At 37.4% G+C, this 23,321-nt stretch carries 24 protein-coding genes, 6 tRNA genes and 1 pseudogene; 26 read left to right on the top strand and 5 right to left on the bottom strand.

The genetic code is table 11. From position 1 onward, the window contains the following. Positions 1-107 precede the first annotated feature (107 nt). The 20 genes from MKY13_RS19195 to MKY13_RS19100 all read left to right on the top strand — a co-directional run bounded on the left by MKY13_RS19195 (position 108) and on the right by MKY13_RS19100 (position 15,038). A tRNA-Asn gene (locus tag MKY13_RS19195) sits at positions 108-183 on the top strand. Positions 184-317: 134 nt separating this feature from the next. Then, a tRNA-Glu gene (locus MKY13_RS19190) sits at positions 318-392 on the top strand. Between the two features lie 45 nt (positions 393-437). Continuing rightward, positions 438-513: transfer RNA gene (locus MKY13_RS19185), tRNA-Val, on the top strand. A gap of 30 nt (positions 514-543) precedes the next feature. Then, a tRNA-Tyr gene (locus tag MKY13_RS19180) sits at positions 544-627 on the top strand. Between the two features lie 14 nt (positions 628-641). After that, positions 642-716, top strand: a tRNA-Gln gene (locus tag MKY13_RS19175). An 18-nt stretch (positions 717-734) separates the two neighbouring features. Then, positions 735-807, top strand: a tRNA-Lys gene (locus tag MKY13_RS19170). A gap of 187 nt (positions 808-994) precedes the next feature. Then, complete coding sequence (gene rocF, locus MKY13_RS19165) at positions 995-1,897, top strand: arginase (protein ID WP_191701472.1); 903 nt, start codon at positions 995-997, stop codon at positions 1,895-1,897. 153 nt (positions 1,898-2,050) lie between these two features. Beyond that, positions 2,051-2,614, top strand: a complete 564-nt coding sequence (gene sigW, locus MKY13_RS19160; RefSeq protein ID WP_191701471.1) for an RNA polymerase sigma factor SigW — start codon at positions 2,051-2,053, stop codon at positions 2,612-2,614. Positions 2,615-2,627: 13 nt separating this feature from the next. Beyond that, positions 2,628-3,245 carry a zf-HC2 domain-containing protein gene (locus MKY13_RS19155; RefSeq protein WP_191701470.1) on the top strand — a complete coding sequence of 206 codons (618 nt, stop codon included), beginning with the start codon at positions 2,628-2,630 and terminating at the stop codon, positions 3,243-3,245. Positions 3,246-3,447: 202 nt separating this feature from the next. After that, a complete protein-coding gene (gene cdaA / locus MKY13_RS19150; RefSeq protein ID WP_191701469.1) occupies positions 3,448-4,284 on the top strand; it encodes a diadenylate cyclase CdaA in 837 nt (278 codons plus the stop codon). Next, entirely contained in the window at positions 4,277-5,275 is a 999-nt protein-coding gene (locus MKY13_RS19145; RefSeq protein ID WP_191701468.1) for a CdaR family protein, read from the top strand. Before cdaA ends, MKY13_RS19145 begins: the two co-directional genes overlap by 8 nt. An 88-nt stretch (positions 5,276-5,363) precedes the next feature. After that, positions 5,364-6,716 (top strand): phosphoglucosamine mutase, encoded by a 1,353-nt coding sequence (glmM, locus tag MKY13_RS19140; protein WP_191701467.1) that lies wholly within the window; start codon positions 5,364-5,366, stop codon positions 6,714-6,716. A gap of 185 nt (positions 6,717-6,901) precedes the next feature. Next, positions 6,902-7,426, top strand: a complete 525-nt coding sequence (locus tag MKY13_RS19135) for a type 1 glutamine amidotransferase domain-containing protein (protein ID WP_191701466.1) — start codon at positions 6,902-6,904, stop codon at positions 7,424-7,426. 642 nt (positions 7,427-8,068) lie between these two features. Further along, the gene (glmS, locus tag MKY13_RS19130; protein WP_339214503.1) at positions 8,069-9,868 is read left to right on the top strand and encodes a glutamine--fructose-6-phosphate transaminase (isomerizing); all 1,800 of its coding nucleotides are present in this window, start codon (positions 8,069-8,071) and stop codon (positions 9,866-9,868) included. A gap of 262 nt (positions 9,869-10,130) precedes the next feature. Then, positions 10,131-10,631, top strand: a complete 501-nt coding sequence (locus MKY13_RS19125) for a sigma-70 family RNA polymerase sigma factor (protein ID WP_339214501.1) — start codon at positions 10,131-10,133, stop codon at positions 10,629-10,631. Beyond that, positions 10,624-11,466, top strand: a complete 843-nt coding sequence (locus MKY13_RS19120; RefSeq protein ID WP_339214499.1) for a TIGR04104 family putative zinc finger protein — start codon at positions 10,624-10,626, stop codon at positions 11,464-11,466. The genes MKY13_RS19125 and MKY13_RS19120 overlap by 8 nt, the downstream gene beginning before the upstream one ends. An 85-nt stretch (positions 11,467-11,551) precedes the next feature. Next, on the top strand, positions 11,552-12,064 hold the full coding sequence (locus MKY13_RS19115) for a sigma-70 family RNA polymerase sigma factor (protein ID WP_339214497.1): 513 nt from the start codon (positions 11,552-11,554) through the stop codon (positions 12,062-12,064). Continuing rightward, positions 12,057-13,187 carry a hypothetical protein gene (locus tag MKY13_RS19110; RefSeq protein WP_339214496.1) on the top strand — a complete coding sequence of 377 codons (1,131 nt, stop codon included), beginning with the start codon at positions 12,057-12,059 and terminating at the stop codon, positions 13,185-13,187. Before MKY13_RS19115 ends, MKY13_RS19110 begins: the two co-directional genes overlap by 8 nt. Before the next feature lie 121 nt (positions 13,188-13,308). Further along, positions 13,309-13,926, top strand: a complete 618-nt coding sequence (locus MKY13_RS19105) for a YdhK family protein (protein WP_339214494.1) — start codon at positions 13,309-13,311, stop codon at positions 13,924-13,926. A 236-nt stretch (positions 13,927-14,162) separates the two neighbouring features. Then, complete coding sequence (locus MKY13_RS19100) at positions 14,163-15,038, top strand: pirin-like C-terminal cupin domain-containing protein (RefSeq protein WP_339214493.1); 876 nt, start codon at positions 14,163-14,165, stop codon at positions 15,036-15,038. 49 nt (positions 15,039-15,087) lie between these two features. Here the strand turns inward: MKY13_RS19100 and MKY13_RS19095 are convergent, their stop codons facing one another. Then, a complete protein-coding gene (locus MKY13_RS19095; RefSeq protein ID WP_318245225.1) occupies positions 15,088-15,864 on the bottom strand; it encodes a sulfite exporter TauE/SafE family protein in 777 nt (258 codons plus the stop codon). An 89-nt stretch (positions 15,865-15,953) separates the two neighbouring features. On the opposite strand from MKY13_RS19095, the gene MKY13_RS19090 reads away from it, so the two are divergent. Further along, positions 15,954-16,841, top strand: a complete 888-nt coding sequence (locus tag MKY13_RS19090) for a LysR family transcriptional regulator (protein WP_191701451.1) — start codon at positions 15,954-15,956, stop codon at positions 16,839-16,841. A 16-nt stretch (positions 16,842-16,857) separates the two neighbouring features. Here MKY13_RS19090 and MKY13_RS19085 read toward each other — a convergent pair whose 3' ends face one another. Continuing rightward, entirely contained in the window at positions 16,858-17,073 is a 216-nt protein-coding gene (locus tag MKY13_RS19085; protein WP_318245226.1) for a hypothetical protein, read from the bottom strand. Between the two features lie 127 nt (positions 17,074-17,200). Here MKY13_RS19085 and MKY13_RS19080 point away from each other — a divergent pair, with 127 nt between their 5' ends. Further along, the gene (locus MKY13_RS19080) at positions 17,201-17,788 is read left to right on the top strand and encodes a DUF4166 domain-containing protein (RefSeq protein WP_191701450.1); all 588 of its coding nucleotides are present in this window, start codon (positions 17,201-17,203) and stop codon (positions 17,786-17,788) included. A 130-nt stretch (positions 17,789-17,918) separates the two neighbouring features. Beyond that, positions 17,919-18,347, top strand: coding sequence for a phosphate-starvation-inducible protein PsiE (gene psiE, locus MKY13_RS19075; RefSeq protein ID WP_191701449.1), 429 nt, complete (start codon positions 17,919-17,921; stop codon positions 18,345-18,347). Between the two features lie 69 nt (positions 18,348-18,416). Here psiE and MKY13_RS19070 read toward each other — a convergent pair whose 3' ends face one another. After that, positions 18,417-19,352, bottom strand: coding sequence for an S-layer homology domain-containing protein (locus MKY13_RS19070; RefSeq protein ID WP_191701448.1), 936 nt, complete (start codon positions 19,350-19,352; stop codon positions 18,417-18,419). A 194-nt stretch (positions 19,353-19,546) separates the two neighbouring features. Continuing rightward, positions 19,547-21,535 carry a methyl-accepting chemotaxis protein gene (locus MKY13_RS19065; RefSeq protein WP_339214490.1) on the bottom strand — a complete coding sequence of 663 codons (1,989 nt, stop codon included), beginning with the start codon at positions 21,533-21,535 and terminating at the stop codon, positions 19,547-19,549. A 162-nt stretch (positions 21,536-21,697) separates the two neighbouring features. Between MKY13_RS19065 and MKY13_RS19060 the strand changes: the two genes are divergently transcribed. The 3 genes and pseudogenes from MKY13_RS19060 to MKY13_RS19050 form a co-directional block, all read left to right on the top strand. Further along, complete coding sequence (locus MKY13_RS19060; protein ID WP_339214488.1) at positions 21,698-22,147, top strand: GNAT family N-acetyltransferase; 450 nt, start codon at positions 21,698-21,700, stop codon at positions 22,145-22,147. A gap of 42 nt (positions 22,148-22,189) precedes the next feature. Further along, positions 22,190-22,732 carry a GNAT family protein gene (locus MKY13_RS19055; protein WP_339214486.1) on the top strand — a complete coding sequence of 181 codons (543 nt, stop codon included), beginning with the start codon at positions 22,190-22,192 and terminating at the stop codon, positions 22,730-22,732. Positions 22,733-22,779: 47 nt separating this feature from the next. Further along, positions 22,780-23,053 (top strand): annotated as a pseudogene (locus MKY13_RS19050) (PQQ-dependent sugar dehydrogenase); the annotation flags it as partial. A gap of 58 nt (positions 23,054-23,111) precedes the next feature. On the opposite strand, the gene MKY13_RS19045 reads toward MKY13_RS19050, so the two are convergent. Then, positions 23,112-23,315 (bottom strand): helix-turn-helix transcriptional regulator, encoded by a 204-nt coding sequence (locus MKY13_RS19045; RefSeq protein WP_339214484.1) that lies wholly within the window; start codon positions 23,313-23,315, stop codon positions 23,112-23,114. Positions 23,316-23,321: the final 6 nt, after the last annotated feature.

The following is a 23,321-nucleotide window of genomic DNA, read 5'->3' as shown; positions in this document are numbered from 1 at the left end:
ATAAAAGACATATTATTTCAATAAAGTGCTTGTATAAATTAAAAACGTTGCTATAATAATAAATGTACAAAGGAAACATTGTACATGAGGTACATATATAGTAGCGTTCCGAAGTAGCTCAGTTGGTAGAGCATCCGGCTGTTAACCGGCAGGTCGCAGGTTCGAGTCCTGCCTTCGGAGCCATTTTTTTTTGCCTTTTTGTATTGTGGGAAAAAATAAAAACAATTTTTTAAAAAAGTTTTTAAAAAGGCTTGCATGATAGTGAAAATGATGATATTATAAATCTTGTCTTAAAGAGAACGTATCATTTACATAACGGCCCGTTGGTCAAGTGGTTAAGACACCGCCCTTTCACGGCGGTAACACGGGTTCGAATCCCGTACGGGTCACCATTTAAGGCTTCATAAAAAAATAAATTAGTAACACTTGTTATGTATGGAGGATTAGCTCAGCTGGGAGAGCACCTGCCTTACAAGCAGGGGGTCGGCGGTTCGAGCCCGTCATCCTCCACCATTCATTTTTAACAGTGTTGCATCATTTGTCGGAGGGGTAGCGAAGTGGCTAAACGCGGCGGACTGTAAATCCGCTCCTTAGGGTTCGGCGGTTCGAATCCGTCCCCCTCCACCATCTTATAAAATGTTTGGGGTATAGCCAAGCGGTAAGGCAACGGATTTTGATTCCGTCATGCCCTGGTTCGAATCCAGGTACCCCAGCCATTTTTTTTATTTTTTTCTGAGCCATTAGCTCAGTTGGTAGAGCATCTGACTTTTAATCAGAGGGTCGAAGGTTCGAGTCCTTCATGGCTCACTTTTATTTTATAAATTTAGAAGTGCACTTAAATTTAAAAATTACAATCCTTTACTTATATTTATGAGTAAAGGATTTTTTGCATATTAAAGGGAAAACCGTTTTGGAAATCGAAATTTCAATAGAGAGTTTAGCTGAGCATAGAATAGCCGACCAAATATTAAAGATTTCGTAAGGGGATGGGAAAATGAATAGAAAAATTTCAATTGTAGGGGTTCCGTGTGATTATGGTCAACAACGTCGTGGGGTGGATATGGGGCCAAGTGCTATTCGATATGCAGGCTTGCAACAACGTTTAGTAAACCTAGGGTTTGAAGTTGAGGATGAAGGCAATATTCAAGTTATTGAACGAAATGCAATTGATCAGAAAGACGAAAAGCTTCTAAATTTAGATGAAGTAATTAAAGTGAATACAGCACTTGCCGAGAAAGTATATGAAGTTGTAAAAAAGGATCATACACCTCTAGTATTAGGTGGTGACCATAGTATAGCAATAGGTACGTTAGCGGGACTTTCCATGAAGTATAAAAATATGGGGGTAATATGGTTTGATGCCCATGCCGATTTGAATACGCCGGAGACAACACCTTCAGGGAATATTCATGGTATGCCTCTTGCTACAAGTATAGGGCTTGGGCATAAGCGATTGACATCTATATTACATGGAGAACCAAAAATTAAAGCAGAAAATATAATCATAATTGGCGGGCGCTCAATTGATGAGGGAGAACGTGAATTAATAAAAACGCGTGGCATTAAGATTTATACGATGCATGAAATTGACCGACTTGGAATGACACATGTAATGGAAGAAACGGTGAATTATTTTAAACAAAATCAAATAGATGGTATGCATTTATCTCTTGACCTTGATGCACTGGATCCTTTATACACACCCGGAGTTGGAACGCCTGTAGCCGGGGGAATTACCTATCGGGAAAGTCATCTAGCAATGGAGATGATTCAGGAATCAGGATTGTTGACGTCTGCAGAGTTTGTGGAAGTGAATCCTATACTGGATGAACGCAATAAAACGGCTGATGTAGCAGTTGCGTTAATTGGTTCTTTGTTTGGTGAAACTTTAGTATGAATATTGTGAAAAAATGGGTATAGCATAATGAAATTTGTTATAATGAGAACACATATTTTTGAGGAAATACAAAATAATTTTTTTTGAAAATGAAACCTTTTAAGAAACAATCCGTATATATAGAACAGCTGATAAGGTGGAGAGGAAAGACAAATGGATGCGTTAGTAAATAAAAGAATAAAGCAAGTGCTTAAAGGTGATCAAAACGCATATGCCGACATTGTTAACCTCTACCAGCACAAGCTGTACCAAGTGTGTTTTCGAATGCTTGGAAATAAACAAGAAGCAGAAGATATTGCACAGGAGGCATTTATACGTGCCTATATTAATCTACACTCGTATGATCAAAATCGAAAATTTTCAACATGGCTTTATCGTATAGGTACGAATTTATGTATCGACCGTATTCGTAAAAAGAAGCCAGATTACTATTTAGATGCCGAAGTTGCTGGGACAGAAGGATTGGATATGTATTCACAGATTGCTGCGGATGAGCAATCGCCTGAAGCAGCTATTGAACAAATGGAGCTTCAGGACAGAATTCAATTTGAAATCAGTCGCCTTCCTGACAAATATCGTTCGGTGATTGTATTAAAATATATTGAGGAGTTATCGCTCCAGGAAATTAGTGAAATTTTAGATATGCCGCTTGGTACAGTAAAAACCCGTATTCACCGTGGTCGTGAAGCGTTGAGAAAGCAGTTAAACAATTTGTAGGAGGAAGATACGCATGAAAACGTGTGCATCACAATTCGTGGATTATATGCACGAATATTTAGATGGTGATATTAGTCGTGAGCATGAACAATCATTGAAACAACATTTGCAGACATGCCCGGATTGCCAACAACATATGCATGAATTAAGTGACACGGTTGCGTTTATCAAGAGTGCAGCGCATATTACTGCCCCTCCAAGCTTTGAGGAACAAGTAATAAGTCGTTTACCGAAACGCAAAAGTTCTGTCGGCATAAAACGTTGGTTCCGTCAGCATCCGATGCTCGTTGCTGCTGCATTATTTTGCTTGTTTATGAGCGCTACAGTGCTAGGTAGTTTCCCGAACGACAATCAATTTTCTGTGACAAAACAGCCAAATATAGTTGTTGAAGGGCAAACGGTAACAGTTCCCGCTGGTGAAGTTGTTAAAGGTGACATCGTTGTGAAAAACGGCGATATCATTATTGAAGGGGAAGTAGATGGGAATGTTACAGTAATAAATGGAAACTATATGGCTTCCACTGCAGTAGTTACAGGACAAGTCGAGGAAATCGATGAAATGTTCGAGTGGTTATGGTATAAAATTAAAGATGGCTTTAATGATTTGATGGCGGTCTTTAGCAATAAATAAATATCAGTTTTACTGAAAACCACATAAAAATAATTTTTTCCTGACGAATAGTGAAACTTTCTTCAAAAAAATGACGTTCTATTATAAAAAGCAAAGTCTACTCGTTTGGGTAGACTTTTTTCTGTTATGAAAGTTAATCATTGCCGGAATTATGCTATACTAAAGGCAATATGGATTAGCTATAAAAGGTGGGGGATGCCACATGCAAATAATTGAACAATTTACAGACATTGCTGCTGTAGAGATGATTTTTAAAGTGTTGGACGTACTGCTTGTATGGTACGTAGTTTATAAGGCATTAACCCTCATTAAAGGAACGAAAGCCGTTCAATTATTAAAAGGGTTGCTGATTGTTGTTTTGGCAAAGTTTGCTACCTATGTTTTTGGTCTAGATACACTAGATTGGCTATTACAGGAAGTAATTGATTGGGGTTTCTTAGCGATCATTATTATATTCCAACCGGAAATTCGCCGGGCACTTGAGCAAATAGGGCGTGGGAAGCTTTTCCAACGTACTAATAATCAACAGGATGACGAACAAACGCGTTTAATCGAAGCGGTAAAAAAATCTGTGAGCTATATGGCAAAACGTCGTATTGGAGCACTTATCTCAATTGAAAAAGATACTGGTCTAAATGAATATGTAGAAACAGGCATTAAAATGGATGCCGCGCTTTCTTCGGAGTTGCTAATAAACATTTTCATCCCAAACACACCTATGCACGATGGGGCTGTGATTATCCAGAAAAACCAAATTTCAGCTTCTGCCTGTTATTTACCGTTATCTGAAAGTGCATTCATTTCTAAGGAGCTTGGAACAAGGCACCGTGCTGCACTCGGATTAAGTGAAGTGACAGATGCGATTACAATTGTTGTATCAGAGGAAACAGGTGCAATTAGTATTACAGCAAATGGTAACTTGCATCGTAACCTTACTATGACAGAATTTGAAGAACTATTACGTAAAATGTGGTTTGGTCCTGAGCAAGATTCTAACTTAGCCTCTAAGTGGACTTGGGGAGGGAAAAAGAATGGATAAATTATTCGATAGCCCGTGGATGCTTCGTTTAACAGCATTATTTTTAGCTGCTGCTCTATTTTTATATATTCAAACTGAAGATAATCGAGCAGCAGATTCTGGTTCATCAAATGAAACAGATGTTATTACAAATGTGCCGCTGGAAGTGTATTATGATTCAGATAGTCTGTTTGTTACAGGGCTTCCCGAAACCGTCGATGTAAAAATTTCTGGACCGAAGGCAATTGTTTTAACAACAAAGCTTGAAAAGGATTACAAATTATTTGTCGATTTAAACTCATTGTTAATCGGTGAACATAGCGTTACAATACAGCAGGAAAACTTTTCTGAAAAACTAAATGTATCAATTGAACCGAAAATCGTTAATGTGACAATTGAAGAAAAAATTACCGAGCAGTTTCGTATAGAGCCTGAGATGAATAAAAGCCTTGTCGCCGAAGACTTCATCGTAAATAGGATGAGTGTAGAACCGACGAAAGTTGCCATTACCGGTGCAAAAAGTGTGATTGATAACATAAGCTTTGTAAAGGCAACAATTACAGGTGAAAAAGGTTTAAAAGAATCATTTGAGCAAGAAGCTACTGTAAAGGTTCTTGACCGTGATTTGAATAAACTGGATGTGCGTGCTAATCCAGATAAGGTCAATGTCAAAGTAGAAATTAATGAATATAGTCGGGAAGTCCCGATTACATTGGTTGAAATTGGGGAATCAGTAGATGGGCTTAAGATTGAAAAGTTGTCGTCAGAGCCATCCCGGATCACTGTTTATGGGCCGAAAGCGGCAGTGGATGCTTTGGAAGAAGTCAATGTAGAAGTATCTCGTGAAAAAATTACCGAGTCTGGCTCCTATGATTTTAAAATTCCACTTCCAACAGGTGCAACAAAGTTATCGCAGAATAAACTTACGGTATATGCAGATGTATCAGGCGAGCCTGTTCGTGAAGAGGAAAGCGAAGCCAATGCAGAGGAAAGTGTTGACAACGCGGAGTAAAACTTAACTACCAATAAAAACAATCAGTCCACATTAGGTGGTAAATTTAAAACGTATGTAATTTAAGCGTTGAAGGAGAGAAAAAGTAATGGGTAAATATTTCGGAACAGATGGCGTCCGCGGTGTCGCAAATAGTGAGCTAACACCTGAGTTGGCGTTTAAACTAGGTCGTATTGGCGGCTATGTGCTAACGAAGGATGCTAAAGATCGCCCGAAAGTATTAATTGGACGAGATACACGTATTTCTGGAGAAATGTTGGAAGGAGCACTTATAGCAGGTCTTCTTTCGATTGGTGCAGAAGTTATGCGTTTAGGAGTGATTAGTACACCAGGTGTTGCTTACCTTACACGTGTCATGAATGCAGAAGCAGGTGTTATGATTTCAGCTTCGCACAATCCTGTGGCAGATAACGGCATTAAATTTTTTGGTCCAGATGGCTTTAAATTAACTGACGCACAAGAAGCAGAAATCGAAAGCCTAATCGATGCAGAAGAAGATACATTACCACGTCCTGTAGGAGCTGCTGTTGGTTCAGTGACAGACTACTTCGAGGGTGGACAAAAATATATTTCATACTTAAAACAAACTGTGGATGAAGATTTTGAAGGTTTACACGTTGCTTTAGATTGTGCGCATGGGGCAACTTCATCTTTAGCAACACATCTGTTTGCAGACTTAGAGGCTGATATTTCCACTATGGGTGCTTCTCCAGATGGCCTGAATATTAATGAAGGTGTCGGTTCGACTCATCCGGAAAAATTAGCTGAATTTCTCCTAGAGCGTAATGCAGATGTTGGCTTGGCCTTTGATGGAGATGGTGACCGTTTAATAGCAGTTGATGAGAATGGAACAATTGTCGATGGTGACCAAATTATGTTTATCATCGGAAAGCATTTACAAGCAAAAGGTCGCTTAAACAAAGGTACGGTCGTTTCTACTGTAATGAGTAACATGGGCTTCTACAAAGCATTAGAAGAGCATGAGATGACAAGTATCCAAACAGCTGTAGGTGACCGCTATGTAGTAGAGGAAATGCGCGCTAATGAGTATAATCTGGGCGGCGAACAGTCAGGTCACATCGTATTTTTAGATTACAATACAACAGGTGATGGACTTTTAACGGGTATTCAATTAGTGAGCATAATGAAAGCAACAGGTAAAAAACTATCTGAGCTTGCAGGCGAAATGACAATCTACCCGCAAAAACTAATTAATGTTCGTGTCACAGATAAACATGCAGTAACACAAAATGAAAAGGTTGCAGCAGTAATAGCGGAAGTGGAAGCAGAAATGGCCGGCAATGGTCGTGTATTAGTTCGCCCTTCAGGTACTGAGCCTTTAGTACGTGTGATGGTAGAAGCAGCTTCTGCGGAGGCTTGTGAAGAATATGTTACCCGCATTGCAGATGTAGTAAGCGCAGAAATGGGTTTAGCTGAATAATATAGAATAAGGCATCGGGAGTAATGGAAACATTGCTTTCGGTGTTTTTTTGTCATTTCAATATACCCGTATGCCGTTACTTAATGATAACTAGTAAACATGAATATAGTTTAGCAAATGTTTTAATTCATAAAGTTAAGGGAAATGATATAGTGTACCCTAATAAGACGAAGGAGTGTTTTACATTGGCTAAAATTGCAACATTAATTACAGATAAGTTTGAAGATGTGGAATTCACAAGTCCGAAAGAAGCACTAGAGGCTGCAGGGCATACACTTGTGACGATTGATAAAGAAGGTAATAAATCCGTTACAGGTAAAAATGGTGAGGCTACAGTTCAAATCGATAAAGGTGTGGCAGATGTAAACCCTGCAGACTTTGATGCGCTGTTTATCCCAGGAGGCTTCTCACCTGATTTACTTCGAGATGATGATCGTGTCGTAGCATTTGCAAAATACTTTATGGATGAAAAGAAACCTGTATTTGCGATTTGCCATGGACCACAGTTATTAATTACGGCGAAGTCCTTAGAGGGAAGAGATACGACAGGTTATAAATCGATTAAAGTGGATTTAGAGTATGCAGGTGCAAAATTCCATGATGAGGAAGTATTTGTTTGTCAGGAACAGCTTGTGACAAGCCGTACTCCAGATGATTTACCTGCATTTAACCGTGAAATCGTGAAGTTATTAAAAGATAAGGCACTGTAATAGTGCTCTTGGCATAAGATAAAATAATAGTGCATATCCCGTTTGGAAGTCATTGGAGTGAATGAATAAATCAGTGGGCAGCACAATTCTTCACTGATGCTTTATTCCAATGACAAAACGGGATTTTTTTCTATGAAGCGCTTACATTAGATGCAGAGGATTGACGTATGAATTTGATTATGTGTATGATGGAAATGCTCTTGGAAAAAACTATTTCTTGAGTTGCGCTAAAGGAGAGGAAAATTGCGCATAAAATAAAATCGGAAAAAAAGTAAAAGCGCCAGAGCTAAGGAAATCGAGCGGACGTTAATCCTTAGCTGACGAGGTGGAGGTTTATCGAAATTTCGGCGGATGCCTCCCGACCGCACATGCCCGGTTGTAACTTTCGTTTTTAAAACAGAAAAGCGATTTTCTGCACAGAAGAACGAAATGGCATACAAATAAAAAATACTAACAAGCTACATCACCTTTTAAAGAGTAGGAATTTTATAGATGAGTGGATCTTGCTAAAAGAGAGCAAAGAACATCTTCTAAATTAACATTCCTAAAGCGCATTCGGCGAAAAAAAGGTAGATTGCGTAGTCTGCTTTCTTATTGCCAAAAGTCGCTTAGATATAGCTGTTGCATCGGAGGAAATGGATTATGTGTGGAATTGTAGGATATAATGGCGTATTAGACGCAAAGGAAATTTTGTTAAAAGGTTTAGAGAAACTAGAATACCGTGGCTATGACTCAGCGGGGATTGCTGTGCATAATGAAGAGGGAATTACGATCTTTAAAGAAAAGGGTCGTATTGCAGATTTGCGTAAAGCAGTAGATGGCGATGTTGAAGCTGCAGTAGGAATTGGTCATACACGTTGGGCAACTCACGGTGTACCAAATCGCTTAAACGCTCACCCTCATACGAGTGCATCAGGAAGATACACACTTGTACACAATGGTGTTATTGAAAACTATCACTTATTACAAAAAGCTTATTTAAAAGGCATAAAAATGTCTTCAGATACAGATACAGAAGTTATTGTACAGCTAGTTGATTTATTTGCCAAAGAAGGATTATCAACTTTAGAAGCATTCCGTAAAACTTTATCTTTAGTGCATGGTTCATATGCATTAGCGCTTTTAGATAATGAAGATGTTGAAACAATCTATGTTGCGAAAAACAAATCTCCTTTATTAGTAGGTGTGGGAGAAGACTTTAATGTTATCGCTTCAGATGCAATGGCGATGCTGCAAGTTACAGATCAATTTATCGAATTACATGATAAAGAAGTTGTTACTGTTCGTAAAGACAAGGTAGAGATATCTACTTTAAATGGTCGTTCGGTTGAGCGTGCACCATATACAGCAGAGCTGGATGCTTCTGATATTGAAAAGGGTACTTACCCTCACTACATGTTAAAGGAAATAGATGAACAGCCTACTGTTATCCGTAAAATTATTCAAGCTTATGAACAGGGCGAGGATGTAACGGTTGATGCCGATATATTAAACGCATTGGCTGAAGCGGACCGTTTATATATTATTGCAGCAGGTACGAGTTACCATGCTGGCTTGATCGGTAAACAGTACTTTGAAAAAATTGCGGGTATTCCAGTAGAGGTGCATATTTCAAGTGAATTTGGCTACAACATGCCATTACTTTCGAAAAAGCCTTTATTTATCTTTATTTCGCAATCAGGTGAAACAGCAGATAGCCGTCAAGTATTAGTGAAAATTAAAGAACTTGGCTATAAGTCATTAACTGTAACGAATGTTCAAGGTTCTACGCTTTCTCGAGAAGCGGACTATACATTACTGTTACATGCTGGACCGGAAATTGCAGTTGCTTCAACTAAAGCCTATGTTGCACAGGTAGCTGTGTTAGCGGTAGCAGCTTATGCAGTTGCGAAGGAGACAGGTGTGGCACTTGATTTTGATCTAAAACAAGAATTAGCAATTGTTGCAAACGGCATTCAAACGATTATCGATTCTAAAGATGTAATGGAACAAATTGCGGAGGATTACTTGAAAATCGCACGCAATGCATTCTTCATTGGTCGTAACATGGACTTCTGTGTATCGTTAGAAGGCGCATTAAAGCTAAAAGAAATTTCTTATATTCAAGCTGAAGGTTTCGCAGGCGGTGAGTTAAAGCACGGTACAATTGCTTTAATTGAAGAAGGGACACCTGTATTTGCTTTAGCAACACAAAAAGACGTAGCACTTAATATTCGCGGTAATGTGAAAGAGGTTGTTGCGCGCGGTGCCAATGCATGCATTATTGCAATGGAAGGTATGGAAGAAGAAGGAGATTGCTTAGTCCTTGCTCCTGTACATGAACTATTAACACCACTTGTATCGGTTGTACCGCTACAGTTAATTAGTTACTATGCAGCTCTTCACCGCCGTTGTGATGTGGATAAACCACGTAATCTAGCAAAATCGGTTACAGTTGAGTAGAATGATAAAAACAACCTCTATTGGTGAAATATCCATAGAGGTTTTTTTATATATCTTTGACTAAAAAATCGAATTGAAAATGTGCATAGAAAAAACCAAGAAATATTAATGTTGATTTGATAATGGTCCTAATATGAATAAGTAAAGATACCTTCTGTCTCCACCCCTCTATTTAACGAGGGGTTTTTTTAGTATATTTAAATAAAAATGAGATGTCCTGCTCATTTTTTCCGTCTAATAAATATAGAAAGGAGGCGGGCGAATGGATATTGAATATTACGTAGAGCAATACGGGGATTATTTATATCGCATTGCCTACATTTATACGAAAGATCGACAAGCAGCGGAAGAAGTAGTGCAGGATGTTTTTATTAAACTGTATGAAACGCAACAGTTCGAACAGAAAAGCTCGGAGAAAACATACTTAACGAAAATGACGATTAACCGTTGCTATGATTATTTGCGAAAATGGAAAGCGAAAAAAGCCCAAATTGTTCATTACTTTATGAAGCAGGAGCCTAGTGGTGAGCAGGTAGTAGTGGAGGGTGAGGAGCGCGATGTAATTGTAGAAGCAATTTTGAAGCTGCCTTTAAAGTACCGGGAAGTGTTATTACACTACTACTATGATGATTTGTCCATTGCTGAAGTGGCATCTTACATCAATATTCCGGAATCGACAGTAGCTACGAGACTGCAAAGAGCACGTCAAAAACTGAAAGATCAATTGCCAGCAATCGAATGGGAGGTGTTGCGTGATGCATAATTTAAAACAACGATTAGAACCAATACGTTTAACGAAAGCGCAAAAGCAGCAAATGATTGCCAATGCGAAAAGACCGTCAAAGAAAGAGCCATCATACATACCGGTAATTTTACCCGCTTTTCTTATTTTAAGTGTCTTTTTTGTGAGTATTAGTTTTGCGCCAGACAGCTGGACACTTCAGCCGACGACAGCTTCTAGTGGCAGTGAATCACCGTTTCACAATATATCATTAGCAGTCGTGCTTTGGTCAGTGGTAAGTTCGATTGAGCTGATTGTGATTTATTTTATCGGAAAAGCTTGTATAGCCAATACGAAACGTTGGCAAACAAATGAAAGAGTGCAAGAATGGAATGCTTTTTTATCGAAGCCGATTCAACCTAAAATTGCGGTGATCTTCACACTTCTTCTTTTATGGGCAGGAACGATTTATTTTGCGAGCCTTTGGTATAGCCAGTTAATTTTTGTCATATTATCCGTAGTTTTGGTGACATTATGGGTTTTATATGATGCCCGGGAACGAGAACAGTCACATTGTCCCCATTGTGAGACCCCATTTACACGAAAACAAATTTTCCGTAAAACCTATATGCCCTATCGTGAAAAATGCGATTCTTGCCAAAAAATTATCTATTTAGAGGGTAATGCCTCACAAAGTACAATGAGATATGCATTAATACCATTAGCACCGATCTGGCTACAAAATTTCCTGTCACTTCACTTTCCCTATGTATTGTTATTTTCAGCGCTAATTGTTGTCTCCTTAACATATTTTTATACCCCGCTTATGGTACAGTTTACTGATCGAGATACGACAATGGATGATTTTAAGAAGTGAGAATTTAAGCTTGGCAAAATATGCTAAGCTTTTTTCGTCTTTTTAGCAGTCAGCTTCGTTTATATAGAGAAGGGAGGGAGAACGTTTGAAATCTTCCGGGTTCATTGAAGAAGTGATGCATACTTATACCGACTACCTGTTTCGCATTGCCTATTATTACGTAAAAGATTCACATATGGCAGAAGATATTGTGCAGGATGTGTTCATGAAATTATATTGTTCGAACTATGTGGAACAAGGCGAACTAAAGGCGTATTTATCTCGAATAACAGCGAATGCGTCCAAAGATTATTTAAAGAGTTGGGCGTACCGCAAAATCAAGTTAACTGAGAAATTATTTTCAAAAGAAAATGTTTTACATAGAGATCACCTAGTGCACCAGGAAGAATTAAATACAATAGACAAAGCGATATTAGCATTGCCTCTAAAACAAAGGGAGGTAATTGTTTATTACTATTTAGAAAGTTTATCGACCAAGGAAATTTCGGAGCTTGTAGAACGTCCTGAAAGTACAGTGAAATCGAGGCTAAAGAGTGGACGGGATTTGCTGAAGCAAAATCTTGCAAAAGAAGAATGGGAGGTGCTTTTACATGACTAATTATCGTTTAACACCACTTCGAGATACATCAGAGAATAAAAAGCGCATTATGGAACATATGCGAAACAATATGTCTTCACCCAAACCAACAACTAAACGTAATTGGATGCCGGCGCTTATTGCTGTTTTCACGCTTGTCGTTGCTATATTTTTGATCGGTCCTTCTTTGTATCAGGCGTTATTTAATAAACAAGATTTTACGATTGAGAAAGTTGTATTTCCTGAAGTAGCCTATACGGCGTTAACTAACTCGACTTACCTTGATGAGACAAATGAATTTATTTATCGGACAGAGCGCGGATTTTATTCATTTGATGTTGCTAGTAAGCAAGAAAGATTTTTGGTAGAAACAACTCACTGGGGTTATGACTATGGAGTATCAGAAAACTGGCTTGTTTGGGCACAGCCTGTTGAAAACGAAGAGAAACTTCATGTAATGAATCGTCAAACGAATGAAGTCCAAATATATGAGACGGATTACTTTTATGGGATTGAAGTGAAGGACAATACATTATTTTTTATGGGGGTCACGAGAATTGATGGGAATTCTTCAAGTGCTGCCTATAAAATGATGGATTTGAAAACGGGAGAAATCAAAGAGTTAAGAAAACTTCATGGAGAAGGGGGGAGTAGTCTTCCTGAAATTAATGGGAGTCTTATGGTCACTTCTGAAACAGTAGAAGGAGAAAGCGGTATGTCGACAGAAATTACCGTACAAGATTATAAAGAAATAAACGATTATGGAAACTATACAGTACCCTATCGATCTGTTCAATATTTGCAATTAAGAGAAAATCAAGTTTATGGTTATATGTGGAATGAAGGGGACGATGAGCCTTTTATCGGTTCAATTGATATGGAAAGCGGTCAATTCCATGCAATTAAAACTTCTTTCAAGCTACATGACTTTGCAACAGATGGTGAGCATTTTGCTGTTTCGGTACAAAGAGGCGACAGCGATACAGTATGGCTCTTTGAAAATAATGATGGTGCATTAAAGCGAGTATCTAAATTGCCAAGTATTAAAGAACGTCTTGTTTTACCGAGATTTACGGAAGCCGGTACACTTGTCTTAAATGGAGAAGGACCAGATCGTGCCATGTACTTAATACGATTTAAATAGTGTATAAAATTTGAGCATTTAGCGTCCATTTGAATTGCAATCCCAACATAGGGATTCCCAATTTCCCAGTTTAGCTTTACACACTAAGGGTAAATACGTTAATAGCTAGGAGGGATAGACAATGAATATTAAATTTAAGATGGGCATTATTTCTCTATCTGCTGCATTAGCACTTGCTGCATGTGGCGGGGAAGGGGATGAAGATACTACTCAAAATAAAACAACACAGGAAGAAACAAACGGAATGTTAAATGAACAAAGTGAAGGTGCAGAAAATGATAGCGAGAAAGACATGGATCATTCTTCAATGAACCATTCGGGGACAGGCGAAGTACCAGAAAATTTAAAAGAAGCCCAAAATCCAACATTTCCTGTTGGAAGCAACGCAGTGATTCAAACCAATCACATGCCTGGTATGAAAAATGCGGAAGCCACAATTGCAGGAGCTTTTGATACAACGGTATACACGGTTTCCTATACACCGACTACGGGAGGAGAAACCGTTAAAGATCATAAATGGGTTATTCATGAAGAAATAGAGGACGCAGGTGAAGCGCCTTTAGAATCGGGAGAAGAAGTATTACTTGATGCGGATCATATGGAAGGAATGCAGGGAGCAACTGCCATAATAGATTCAGCTGTAGAAACAACGGTTTATATGATTGATTTTACTTCCACAACAGGAGAACAAGTAAAAAATCATAAATGGGTAACAGAAAGCGAACTATCTTCTAAATAAAATCAGAAAGGTGTCCATGTAAAGGTGGACATCTTTTATTGGGCGCCCTTCTCGAAAGATGGGTGCCTTTTTGCATTTAGTTATATAAGGTAGAAGTAACAATTATAAAAAATCCAGAGGCATAAAAGTTTAGTTGCTTGAGAGGTAATTAGAATATATCTATACTTTAATTATGCAATAAGTGTTGTGTAAACAATTGTTAATAGGCGGTAGAGTATATCAAAGGGGGCTTTAAAATGAAGAGTGATTCAACGTTTCAAAGAGAAGTAAAAGATTATTGGTATCCGAAATATAACAAAAATGGTTACCCTCATATTCAGCAAGGCTTCATCCTTTCTCCAGACAGGAATAAAGAATTTGACCCATTTATTTTAATGGCGGAAGACTGGTTCAAACGCGGAACATTTTCGGATCACCCACATCGAGGCTTCCAAACGGTAACGTATGTGATCGATGGAAGACTTGAACATATAGACAACGCAGGCGGATATAGCGTATTAGATGCTGGCGATGTTCAATATATGAATGCAGGTTGGGCTGCTAGACATGCGGAAGAAGCATTTGATGATGATCTTATTCATACATTACAGCTATGGTTGAACCTTCCGAAAAGCCTGAAACATACAGAGACAACTTATCAAAATATATATGTAGAAGATGCGCCTGTTGTAAATTTTGAAGGGGGCTCCATTCGAGTATATTCAGGGGAGATTGCAGGAGTAAAAGGACCAATGAATAGTTTAGTCCCGATAACGATGACGGAAATTAGCCTCCGCGAAGGAGCGGAGTATACACATGTTTTACCTGAAAACCATAATTCATTTTTATATATGCTAGCAGGAGAAATGGCGTTCGGGGATAATGAGACAACGATTACTAAAACAGGGGCAGCTACTTTGTCCTTTTACGAAGAAGGTTCAGAAACTAATCAAAGTGAGTTGAAAATCAAAGCAGTCTCGCGTTCGAAAGTGTTAATTTATTCAGGCGTTCCAATCCGTGAAGAAATTGCTCTTGGTGGACCATTTGTAATGAATACAATGGAAGAAATCAAAGAGGCATTCCGAGATTTTCAGCAAGGAAAGTTTGGCGCACCGGCCGTAAAAGAGAAGTAAGTTCAAAGGAAACCAGATGGAGTTAAATCATCTGGTTTCTTTCTATAAATTAAAATAGTAAATCAGCGATAACTTGGACAATTAATAAGAAGAAGATAATAGGAAGCAAAATCTCAATCCATTTACCCTTTAAATAAGGGATAATTTTAAGACCAATTTGGGAGCCGACGATTGATCCAACAGCTACTGGAACGGCAACCCCCCAATTAACAATCCCATAAAAAAGATAAAACAAAAATGCGGTCGTACAGCTTGCAAACATGACAAAGCGGGTCATTTCTGCAGCCATTACATAGCTGAATTGTTTTTTCAGAAAGTACGTTATATTTAAAAGCGCGGACCCCGTTCCAAGCCCGCCGTCATATATTCCTATGAGAAATGGAGCTATTAAAGTAGTTTTCTCTTCAATCTCAGGTTGTTCGTTAACAACTGATTTTTTATTACTTTTTATAACGAAAATGAACATTACGATTAATACAATACAAGCTACAATATTCATCGTTTGTTCCGACAGTCTTGTTGCTAAAAAGGCTCCGCTTATACCGCCAACTGCAGCGATGAGCATGAACGGAATCATTTTTTTCAGATCCACTCTCTTTTTCATTGTCAGAACAATTACTGTCGAAAATGAAGATATGCCTGTTGCAAATTTGTTTATTGCAACGGTTGCATGGATGGGGATGCCGACCAGTAATAAGGAAGGAAGTAATACAAATCCTGCTGCTCCAAACATTACACCCACAAGTGCTGCAAGTAAACCAATTCCAAATAATATGAGACCATCAAATGATAGCCACTCCAGTAGTAAGTTTTCCAAACAAATCACCCCTAATGACAAAATACTGCTATACTACTCATAAAACAAATATATATATTTTGTTTATTCATAAATTTTAGTTATGAATGGGTGAGAATATGAATTTACATACACTAAGAATTTTTACAAATGTCGCAAAGCTAGGCAGTATTACTGAAGCGGCAAATATCCTGCATATTAGCCAGCCAGCTGTTACCGCACAGATTCGCAAACTTGAAGGGGAAATCGGGGTCAAGCTCATAACTGGAAAGGGAAGAGGGATACAACTAACCTCCGAAGGGGAATTTCTTTATGAACAAGGACTGCGCTTATTCTATTTAGAGGAACAAATTGATGAGAAATTTAAAACGTTTTTGGCGAAGAAGGAGAACGTAAAAATAGCTTCTTCCTATATATCAACGAATTATATTTTACCGTCAATAATTGCAGGTTATAAATTGGAAAACCCACAAATCGATGTATATGTATCGTTAGGTAATGTGCAGTCAGTAGAGCGGCTCGTCCTGAATTATGAAGTCGATTTTGGCTTTGTTGTACAGAGTAATATAGGTCATGAAGATTTATCCTTTGAGAAAATACTGGATATCCCATTTTGGTTTGTGGTAAATCCAACTCATCCTCTAGCAAATAAAGAAGTATCAATTTTTGAATTGAGTAGGCATGATTTTATTTATAGAGAACGGGGCAGTTCAACGCTGGATTTACTTGAGGCGATTTTTTATACACATAACTGTCCGCTACCAAAATTCGGATTACAAATGGAAGGTGTACTTGAATCAATAAAAGTCGTTGAAGCTGGTTATGGAATGGCCATTGCACCAGCCGTCAGCGTAAAGGAGAAATTGGTACAAGGCAGTCTTGCGCGTGTATTTGTAGATCAAGTAGAAATCAGTCAAAGCCTGTTTATTTGTACAAGGAAAGCCGATCAGAATGAGTATCCGTTTACTCAATTTTTAAAAAGGAAATTAGGAGACTTAGAAATCTAACTTCCCTTTATAGTGTTTAACCGTAGTTTCTATCCAAAAATAGAAGCATATAACTAGCTGCAAAAAGAATAATAGCAATTCTAGTAATAATATATATTGAAAGCTCGGATGAATTCAGCTTTCTTTCCCTTTTCATCTTTTTAAAATGTCTATAATAATAGATAGCGCACAATAATAATATTATCGCTGATATTTGATAAATGTTTTCTAATAAATTAACTATCAAAAGAATGCCTCCTCATTTCTAACGTATAAATAATTTACCGTATTTAATGAAGGTAATTTCGTGTTTCAATAATAAGTTCCACAAAATAGCACATAATCCTGTTTTTTATGGATGCACTATTAGGAGGATTTCTATGATCTATCAATCTCTGCTAGGTAAACAGTTCGGGCAACTCCATCCAAAATTGCAGCATCGATATACAATGCCCTTTTATGCAAAGGGCGTCATGCATGAGATTCAAACAGGTTCTCCATTTATAAAGCCTGTTTATCTACTCGGAAAGTATGTGAATTTCCTGTTTCCTGAAAACGGCAAAAACATTCCTTTTACACTTAAAAACACATGGGATGGCAAGGACACTGTAATATTTGAAAGAACTTTTTACTTTCCTGCCGCAACAAGAACCTTTACAACTGCAATGCATGTTAATTTAAACAATCTAACAGCACGAGATTATTTAGGTAAACCCGCCATTGTATCCGCGGATTTAGAATTTTTCACAACGAAAGATGGTGGTCTTATTACAAAATCCGGGGCACAAAAGCTTGTCGCACGTACTGTTGAAATTCCGCTACCTTCGATTTTAGAAGGGCGTGGCAGCGCGGTAGAAAGCTTTGATGAACAAAAACAAATGTATACAATTGAAATTGCTACCTATAATCCCCTATTCGGTAAAATTGTCAGCTATATTGGGGAGTTCGAAGAAACAGAACCTTTTTAGCAGTTTTTCTGCACGAGATTTAATCAATAAAACAAAGAGAAAAAATTTTTTGGAATAGTAATCGCTTACAAAATTGACACACATAAACAGATGGAATAATCTGAAAATATAACATCTGGAGGTGTGTACAATGAAGCTTTTAACCAATCCTAAGCCATTCAAAGAATTAATCCCAAAAGTTTTGCAAGTCATTTTGAATATTGGTTTAACGGTACTGGCGTTAGCTCTATGCGTCATGCTCATCGTCGAGATGGTCGAGTTTTTAAAGTTTATAATTAACAGTGGGAAGCAAGAGTATAAATACTTTTTAGCAAAAATTTTAGTTTTCTTTCTGTATTTCGAGTTTATAACAATGATTGTGAAATACTTTAAAGAGGATTATCATTTCCCGCTTCGTTACTTTATGTACATCGGGATTACGGCAATGCTCCGGCTCATTATTGTCGAACATGATTCTGCATTAGATACACTTATTTTCGCAGGAGTTATATTAATTTTAATCATTGGTTACTATATTATTAATATAACTCCAAGAGAGAGACCAGTGAAGAAATATTAAAGACAGTGATTATAAGTTTCAAGTCTTGAAAGGGCTTGAGGCTTATTTTAAAGTGTAATAGCAAGTTCTTTAATTCGTAACTACATTTATTAGCCACTTATCATCCGCATCTTTTGAAACAATAAGTTTCACTTGAATATCTTTAAATATAATTTCCCCTTCTTTTCGGACTGTTGCCGCCATATTAACCGTATCTATATAACGAATATCTTTGTAAGAAGCGATATATTTTAGCACCTCATTATTTGAAAGGGATTTCAGCTTTTCAACTGCAACGTCTGCATTAATACCTAACTTTATAAATTCCCTCACAAGAGTGGATTGATTAAAAAAGGTTAGCTCATCTCTATCAGCCTTTACTAGCATATTGGCAAACTGTGAACGCTTAATGGGCGTACTAGGTTTAAAGTTGCCATCCTGATAGCCAGATATAATTCCGAGTGTTTCAAGTGTGGCAATTTGTTGTCCCCATGGATCCGTAAAGTAATTGCCGTTAAAGATATCCGATTTAACAGCTCCATTTTCTTTGTAACTGTGACGCTGAATTAATGGAATGTCATAGGCTTTTATAATGATTCCGGCAAATTGTCCGCGTGTTAAAGGTTGATTTATACCAAATGCCCAGTCGGAAGAATTTCCGACAGTATAGCCACGCATTATCCCATTAAAGAACAGTCTATCAATATAAGGGTAAAATTGATCTGTCTTCGGCACGTCTATATAGTCGATTCCATAATACAAATCTGAGTATTCTACCTCTTTTAAGCGATTGTCCAATGCCTTTGTCAATATACTGGAAACTTGCCCGCGTGTAATATTTTCATAAGGTCTAAAATTAGGCAAAGTTCCACTAATGGCCTTTTGATCCAATAAATATTGAACAGATGGATAAAAGTTATCGGATTTCTTGACGTCTTTGTAATGTACGTTTGCTGCATTTGCGCCGGCACTTGTCGAAAATAACAATCCCAATGCTATACTAAGAGATACAAAAGTTCTTTTCATTTATCCAGCTCCTTTAATTATTTAGGTTAATTTTCCTTTAACATACCATATTATTACCAGAATAATCAATAAATTGATAGAAAAGCTTTGTATTTCATTAATAATCATAGTAAATAGACTAATTAAAAAGTGCAGCCAAAGTACAATTTAATGTACACTGGCTGCACTTTTATTTGGAAACACCTTTTCTTCCTTTAAATTTTGAAACGACTAACAGCTGTCGCAAGGTCAGTGCTCAATTGATTTAATTCCTCTGATGCCTGTGCGACCGATTGAATCGCATGTAACTGTTCGTCTGTCGATGCACTTACTTCTTCACAAGCAGCAGCGGCTGTTTGTGAATTCATCGACATTTCTTCGATTGTATCAAGCACACGGTCTTTGTATTTATTTACATTATCAATTTCTGCATGAACAGCAATAAATGAATGGTTTACACGGTCAATTAAATTAGATAGCTGTGCGAACAGTTCGCCTGTTGTATTAACGACCTCATTTGATTCATTAAAAGACCGCTTCATTTCATTCATACGGATTGTCACATCATGAGACTGGCTTTGAAGCTGATGAATCGTTTTTTTAACGGATTCTGTTGCCTCAGCCGATTGTTCAGCTAGTTTGCGTACCTCCTCTGCAACAACCGCAAATCCCTTGCCATGCTCACCAGCACGAGCAGCCTCAATGGAAGCATTAAGTGCAAGTAAATTTGTCTGGGAAGATATAGAGGAAATCGTATTCATTATAGAATCGATTGAACCAATTTTTGACTCTAACAACATAATCACTTTTGTCAGCTCTATTAGTTCCTGATCATTTTCTGTAAAGCTTTCTAAAAGGTTATCCATCTTCTGACGACCCACCTGATTAAGGGACGCTGCTTCTTTTGTTGTTTGTTCAACTTGAGTAGAAAGATTGTTCATATTGTTGATTTTCTCGCTTAAACTTGTTGATTGCTCAGTTACAGTGTCTGCCTTATCAGATGTACTCGCAGCACTAATTGCTATTTCATTTACAGCTTGTGCCACTTGTACGGAAGAGGCACTCGTTTGTTCAGCCATCGCACTTAAATGTTGTGAGCGATCGTCTACTTGTGCGGAAGAAGTTTTTACAATACTAATAATATTTTTCATTTCCCCAATCATTGAGTTAAAGTGATGAGCTAAACGTCCAATTTCATCTTTTGATTTTACATCAATATGAACAGTTAAATCTCCTTGAGATACTTTCCCCATTAATGTACCGAGAGTAAAGAGCGGTTGAACAATTTTTGAAATAAAGAAATATAGCACGATAAAGGTAATACTTAATATTCCGATTGTAATTAAGAAAATAATCTTTTGAATATCAGTTGCTGTACTGTTGAGACTGGATTTATCATAAATCGTGGCTATGGTCCAATCTACATTATCGATACGATTTGAAACGATAATGCTCTCCACATTATTTATTGATTCTTTAATAGTTGCAGAATCAGTTGTTTGCAGTAACTGCTTAGCGTACGGTTCCCCCGATAAGTCCTCACCCGCGAGCTCGGGGTGGACAATTGCTAAGCCTGTACTGTCAAAAATAACAGGATATCCGTTATACCCAAGCTCCATTGCTGAAACCATTTCTGTTAAGTTTGTTAATAAAATATCTGCTGCAAGTACCCCGATTACTTGGTCATTTACTTTTATGCCTGTCACTCCGGTAATAGTAAAAGTACCAGTTGCCGCATCCAAATAGGGCTCTGTCCAGCTTACGACATCCGGATTCTCTAGACCAAGCTGATACCAAGGGCGTGTTGTCGCATCAATATCTTCGAGACCATCAAAGTGTGGCTCATACATCAACCCGTCAACGTCAGCAGTATAAATTCCAGATACATTAGGATATGTAGCTAAAAATGTTTGAAAATCCTGACGAAGTGTTGTATCCGCTTCGTCAAAAAGCACACTATTATTCAAATAGTAGTTTTCAATTTCATCAGATTGTGCAATTATTTGAAGAGAGTTACCATAATTTTCTAAAACCGTTTGAACATTCGTTGATAACTGTTCCACAATGGTCTTGCTTTGATTCACAACGCTTTCTTCTGTTTTGTTCGAAATAATAATGGAACTAATGGTTGCCAATGATCCTAAGCCAATAATAATAATCATGATAACTATCCCTATTATTTTCCATTTCACTGATACTTTCATAGACTCATCCTTAAATTAGTAGTAAGTTTTTACTTTTCTAATAATAATAATAATAAATAATGAATATTGCAAAATCATTTTAGTGAACAAGTTGTTATAGTATATAGATTAATAAAAAATAAAGTAATTAATGATAAATAGAATTAAGGCAGGTGTATAGTAATGGAATTTCGATTGGCATCAGTAGACGATATGGAATTGTTAATTGATTTGCGTAAGCGGTTATTGATCGAGGAAGGGCAACATATGTCTTCGAATATAGATGAACAATTAATAGCTTTTTTTGAGAAACAATTAAAATCAAGTCAATTTGTACAATGGTTAATACAAGAGGGAAATCATATTATTGCGACAGGAGCGATTCAATTTATTTCGTTTCCACCCAGCTATTTTAACCCAACAGGTATTCGAGGATATATATTGAATATGTATACAAGGCCTGAAAGTAGAGGCCAGGGATTAGCGAAAAAGTTAATGGAACGATTAATAGATGAAGCACAGGCTAGAAATGTTCATCACCTATTTTTAATCTCTTCACCGATGGGAAAACCACTATATAAGAAAATTGGATTTAAGGAAAATGATATTTATATGGAATATTTTATGGAATAAATTTTGATTAGAACAATTATTAATGGGGCAGGGGGCATGGCGATGACTTTAGAAACAGAAAGACTTTTATTAAAGCCTTATGAAAAAGAATTTGCAGATGATATTTACGAGGTTGTGAGGCGTAAGGAAATTGCAGATACAATGGTGATGATTCCGCATCCTTATCCCCGAGAAGTGGTGGATAGATGGATTTCTTATTTACAGAAAAGTTTTGAACAAGGAAAAGCCTATGAATTTGCAGTATTTCTAAAAGAAAATGGCCGTTATATTGGAAATTGTGGGTTAGTTACGATTTCAAAAAATCACAGAAATGCTGAGGTAGGTTATTTTATTGATGTTTCGGAGTGGGGCAAAGGGTATGCAACAGAAGCATGCATGAAAATAATAGAATATGGATTTCAGGAACATCAATTAAATAGAATTTATAGCCGCTGCATGGTTAGAAATACAGCTTCAAGAAAAGTAATGGAAAAGTCAGGAATGATATGGGAAGGGCGCCATAGACAAGAGTTTTTAAAAGATGGTGTATATGAAGATATGGATTATTTAGCTATTTTAGTGGAAGATTATATTATAAATAATTAGACGTTCTGTCCTTTTAGAAATCATTTATAAAATGTTTGAAATGTTGCTATGGACACCGTAATCCACAAGGCATTACTCGGTCTCTGGTTGGAAAAATGTATACAAGTGAGCACGGTCAAAGTGCGAATGATGAAATTAATGAAATAGAAGCAGGGAAGAATTATGGCTGGCCAACTAATAGTAGAAGAAATCGTTAATGATGTCGGTCGAATACGGGATGTTTGGATAGAAGAAGATAAACTATACTTTATTACAAACAATACAGATGGTCGAGGAAATCCATCTAATACAGATGATCAGCTATACTCATTGGATTTATAGAATCAAGAGGGGCTAGTAAAAGCAGATAACTTTTACTAGCCTTTTTACGCGTCCTCTTTTATTCAGACTGTTCTTCCCAAAACAAATCGTCCAACGTTTTATTCAATGTTTTACAAATCGCTATGCACACACTTAATGTTGGATTGTATTTCCCAAGCTCAATGAGTCCGATCGTTTGTCGAGTTACCCCCACTTTTTTAGCCAATTCATCCTGCGATAAATCATGTTCAATACGAGCCATTTTTAAACGTACATTTCTCATCTGCAT

Source organism: Solibacillus sp. FSL W8-0372 (genome assembly GCF_037969735.1).
Classification (GTDB): Bacteria; Bacillota; Bacilli; order Bacillales_A; family Planococcaceae; genus Solibacillus; species Solibacillus faecavium.
This window is presented reverse-complemented; position numbering and strand designations above follow the sequence as displayed.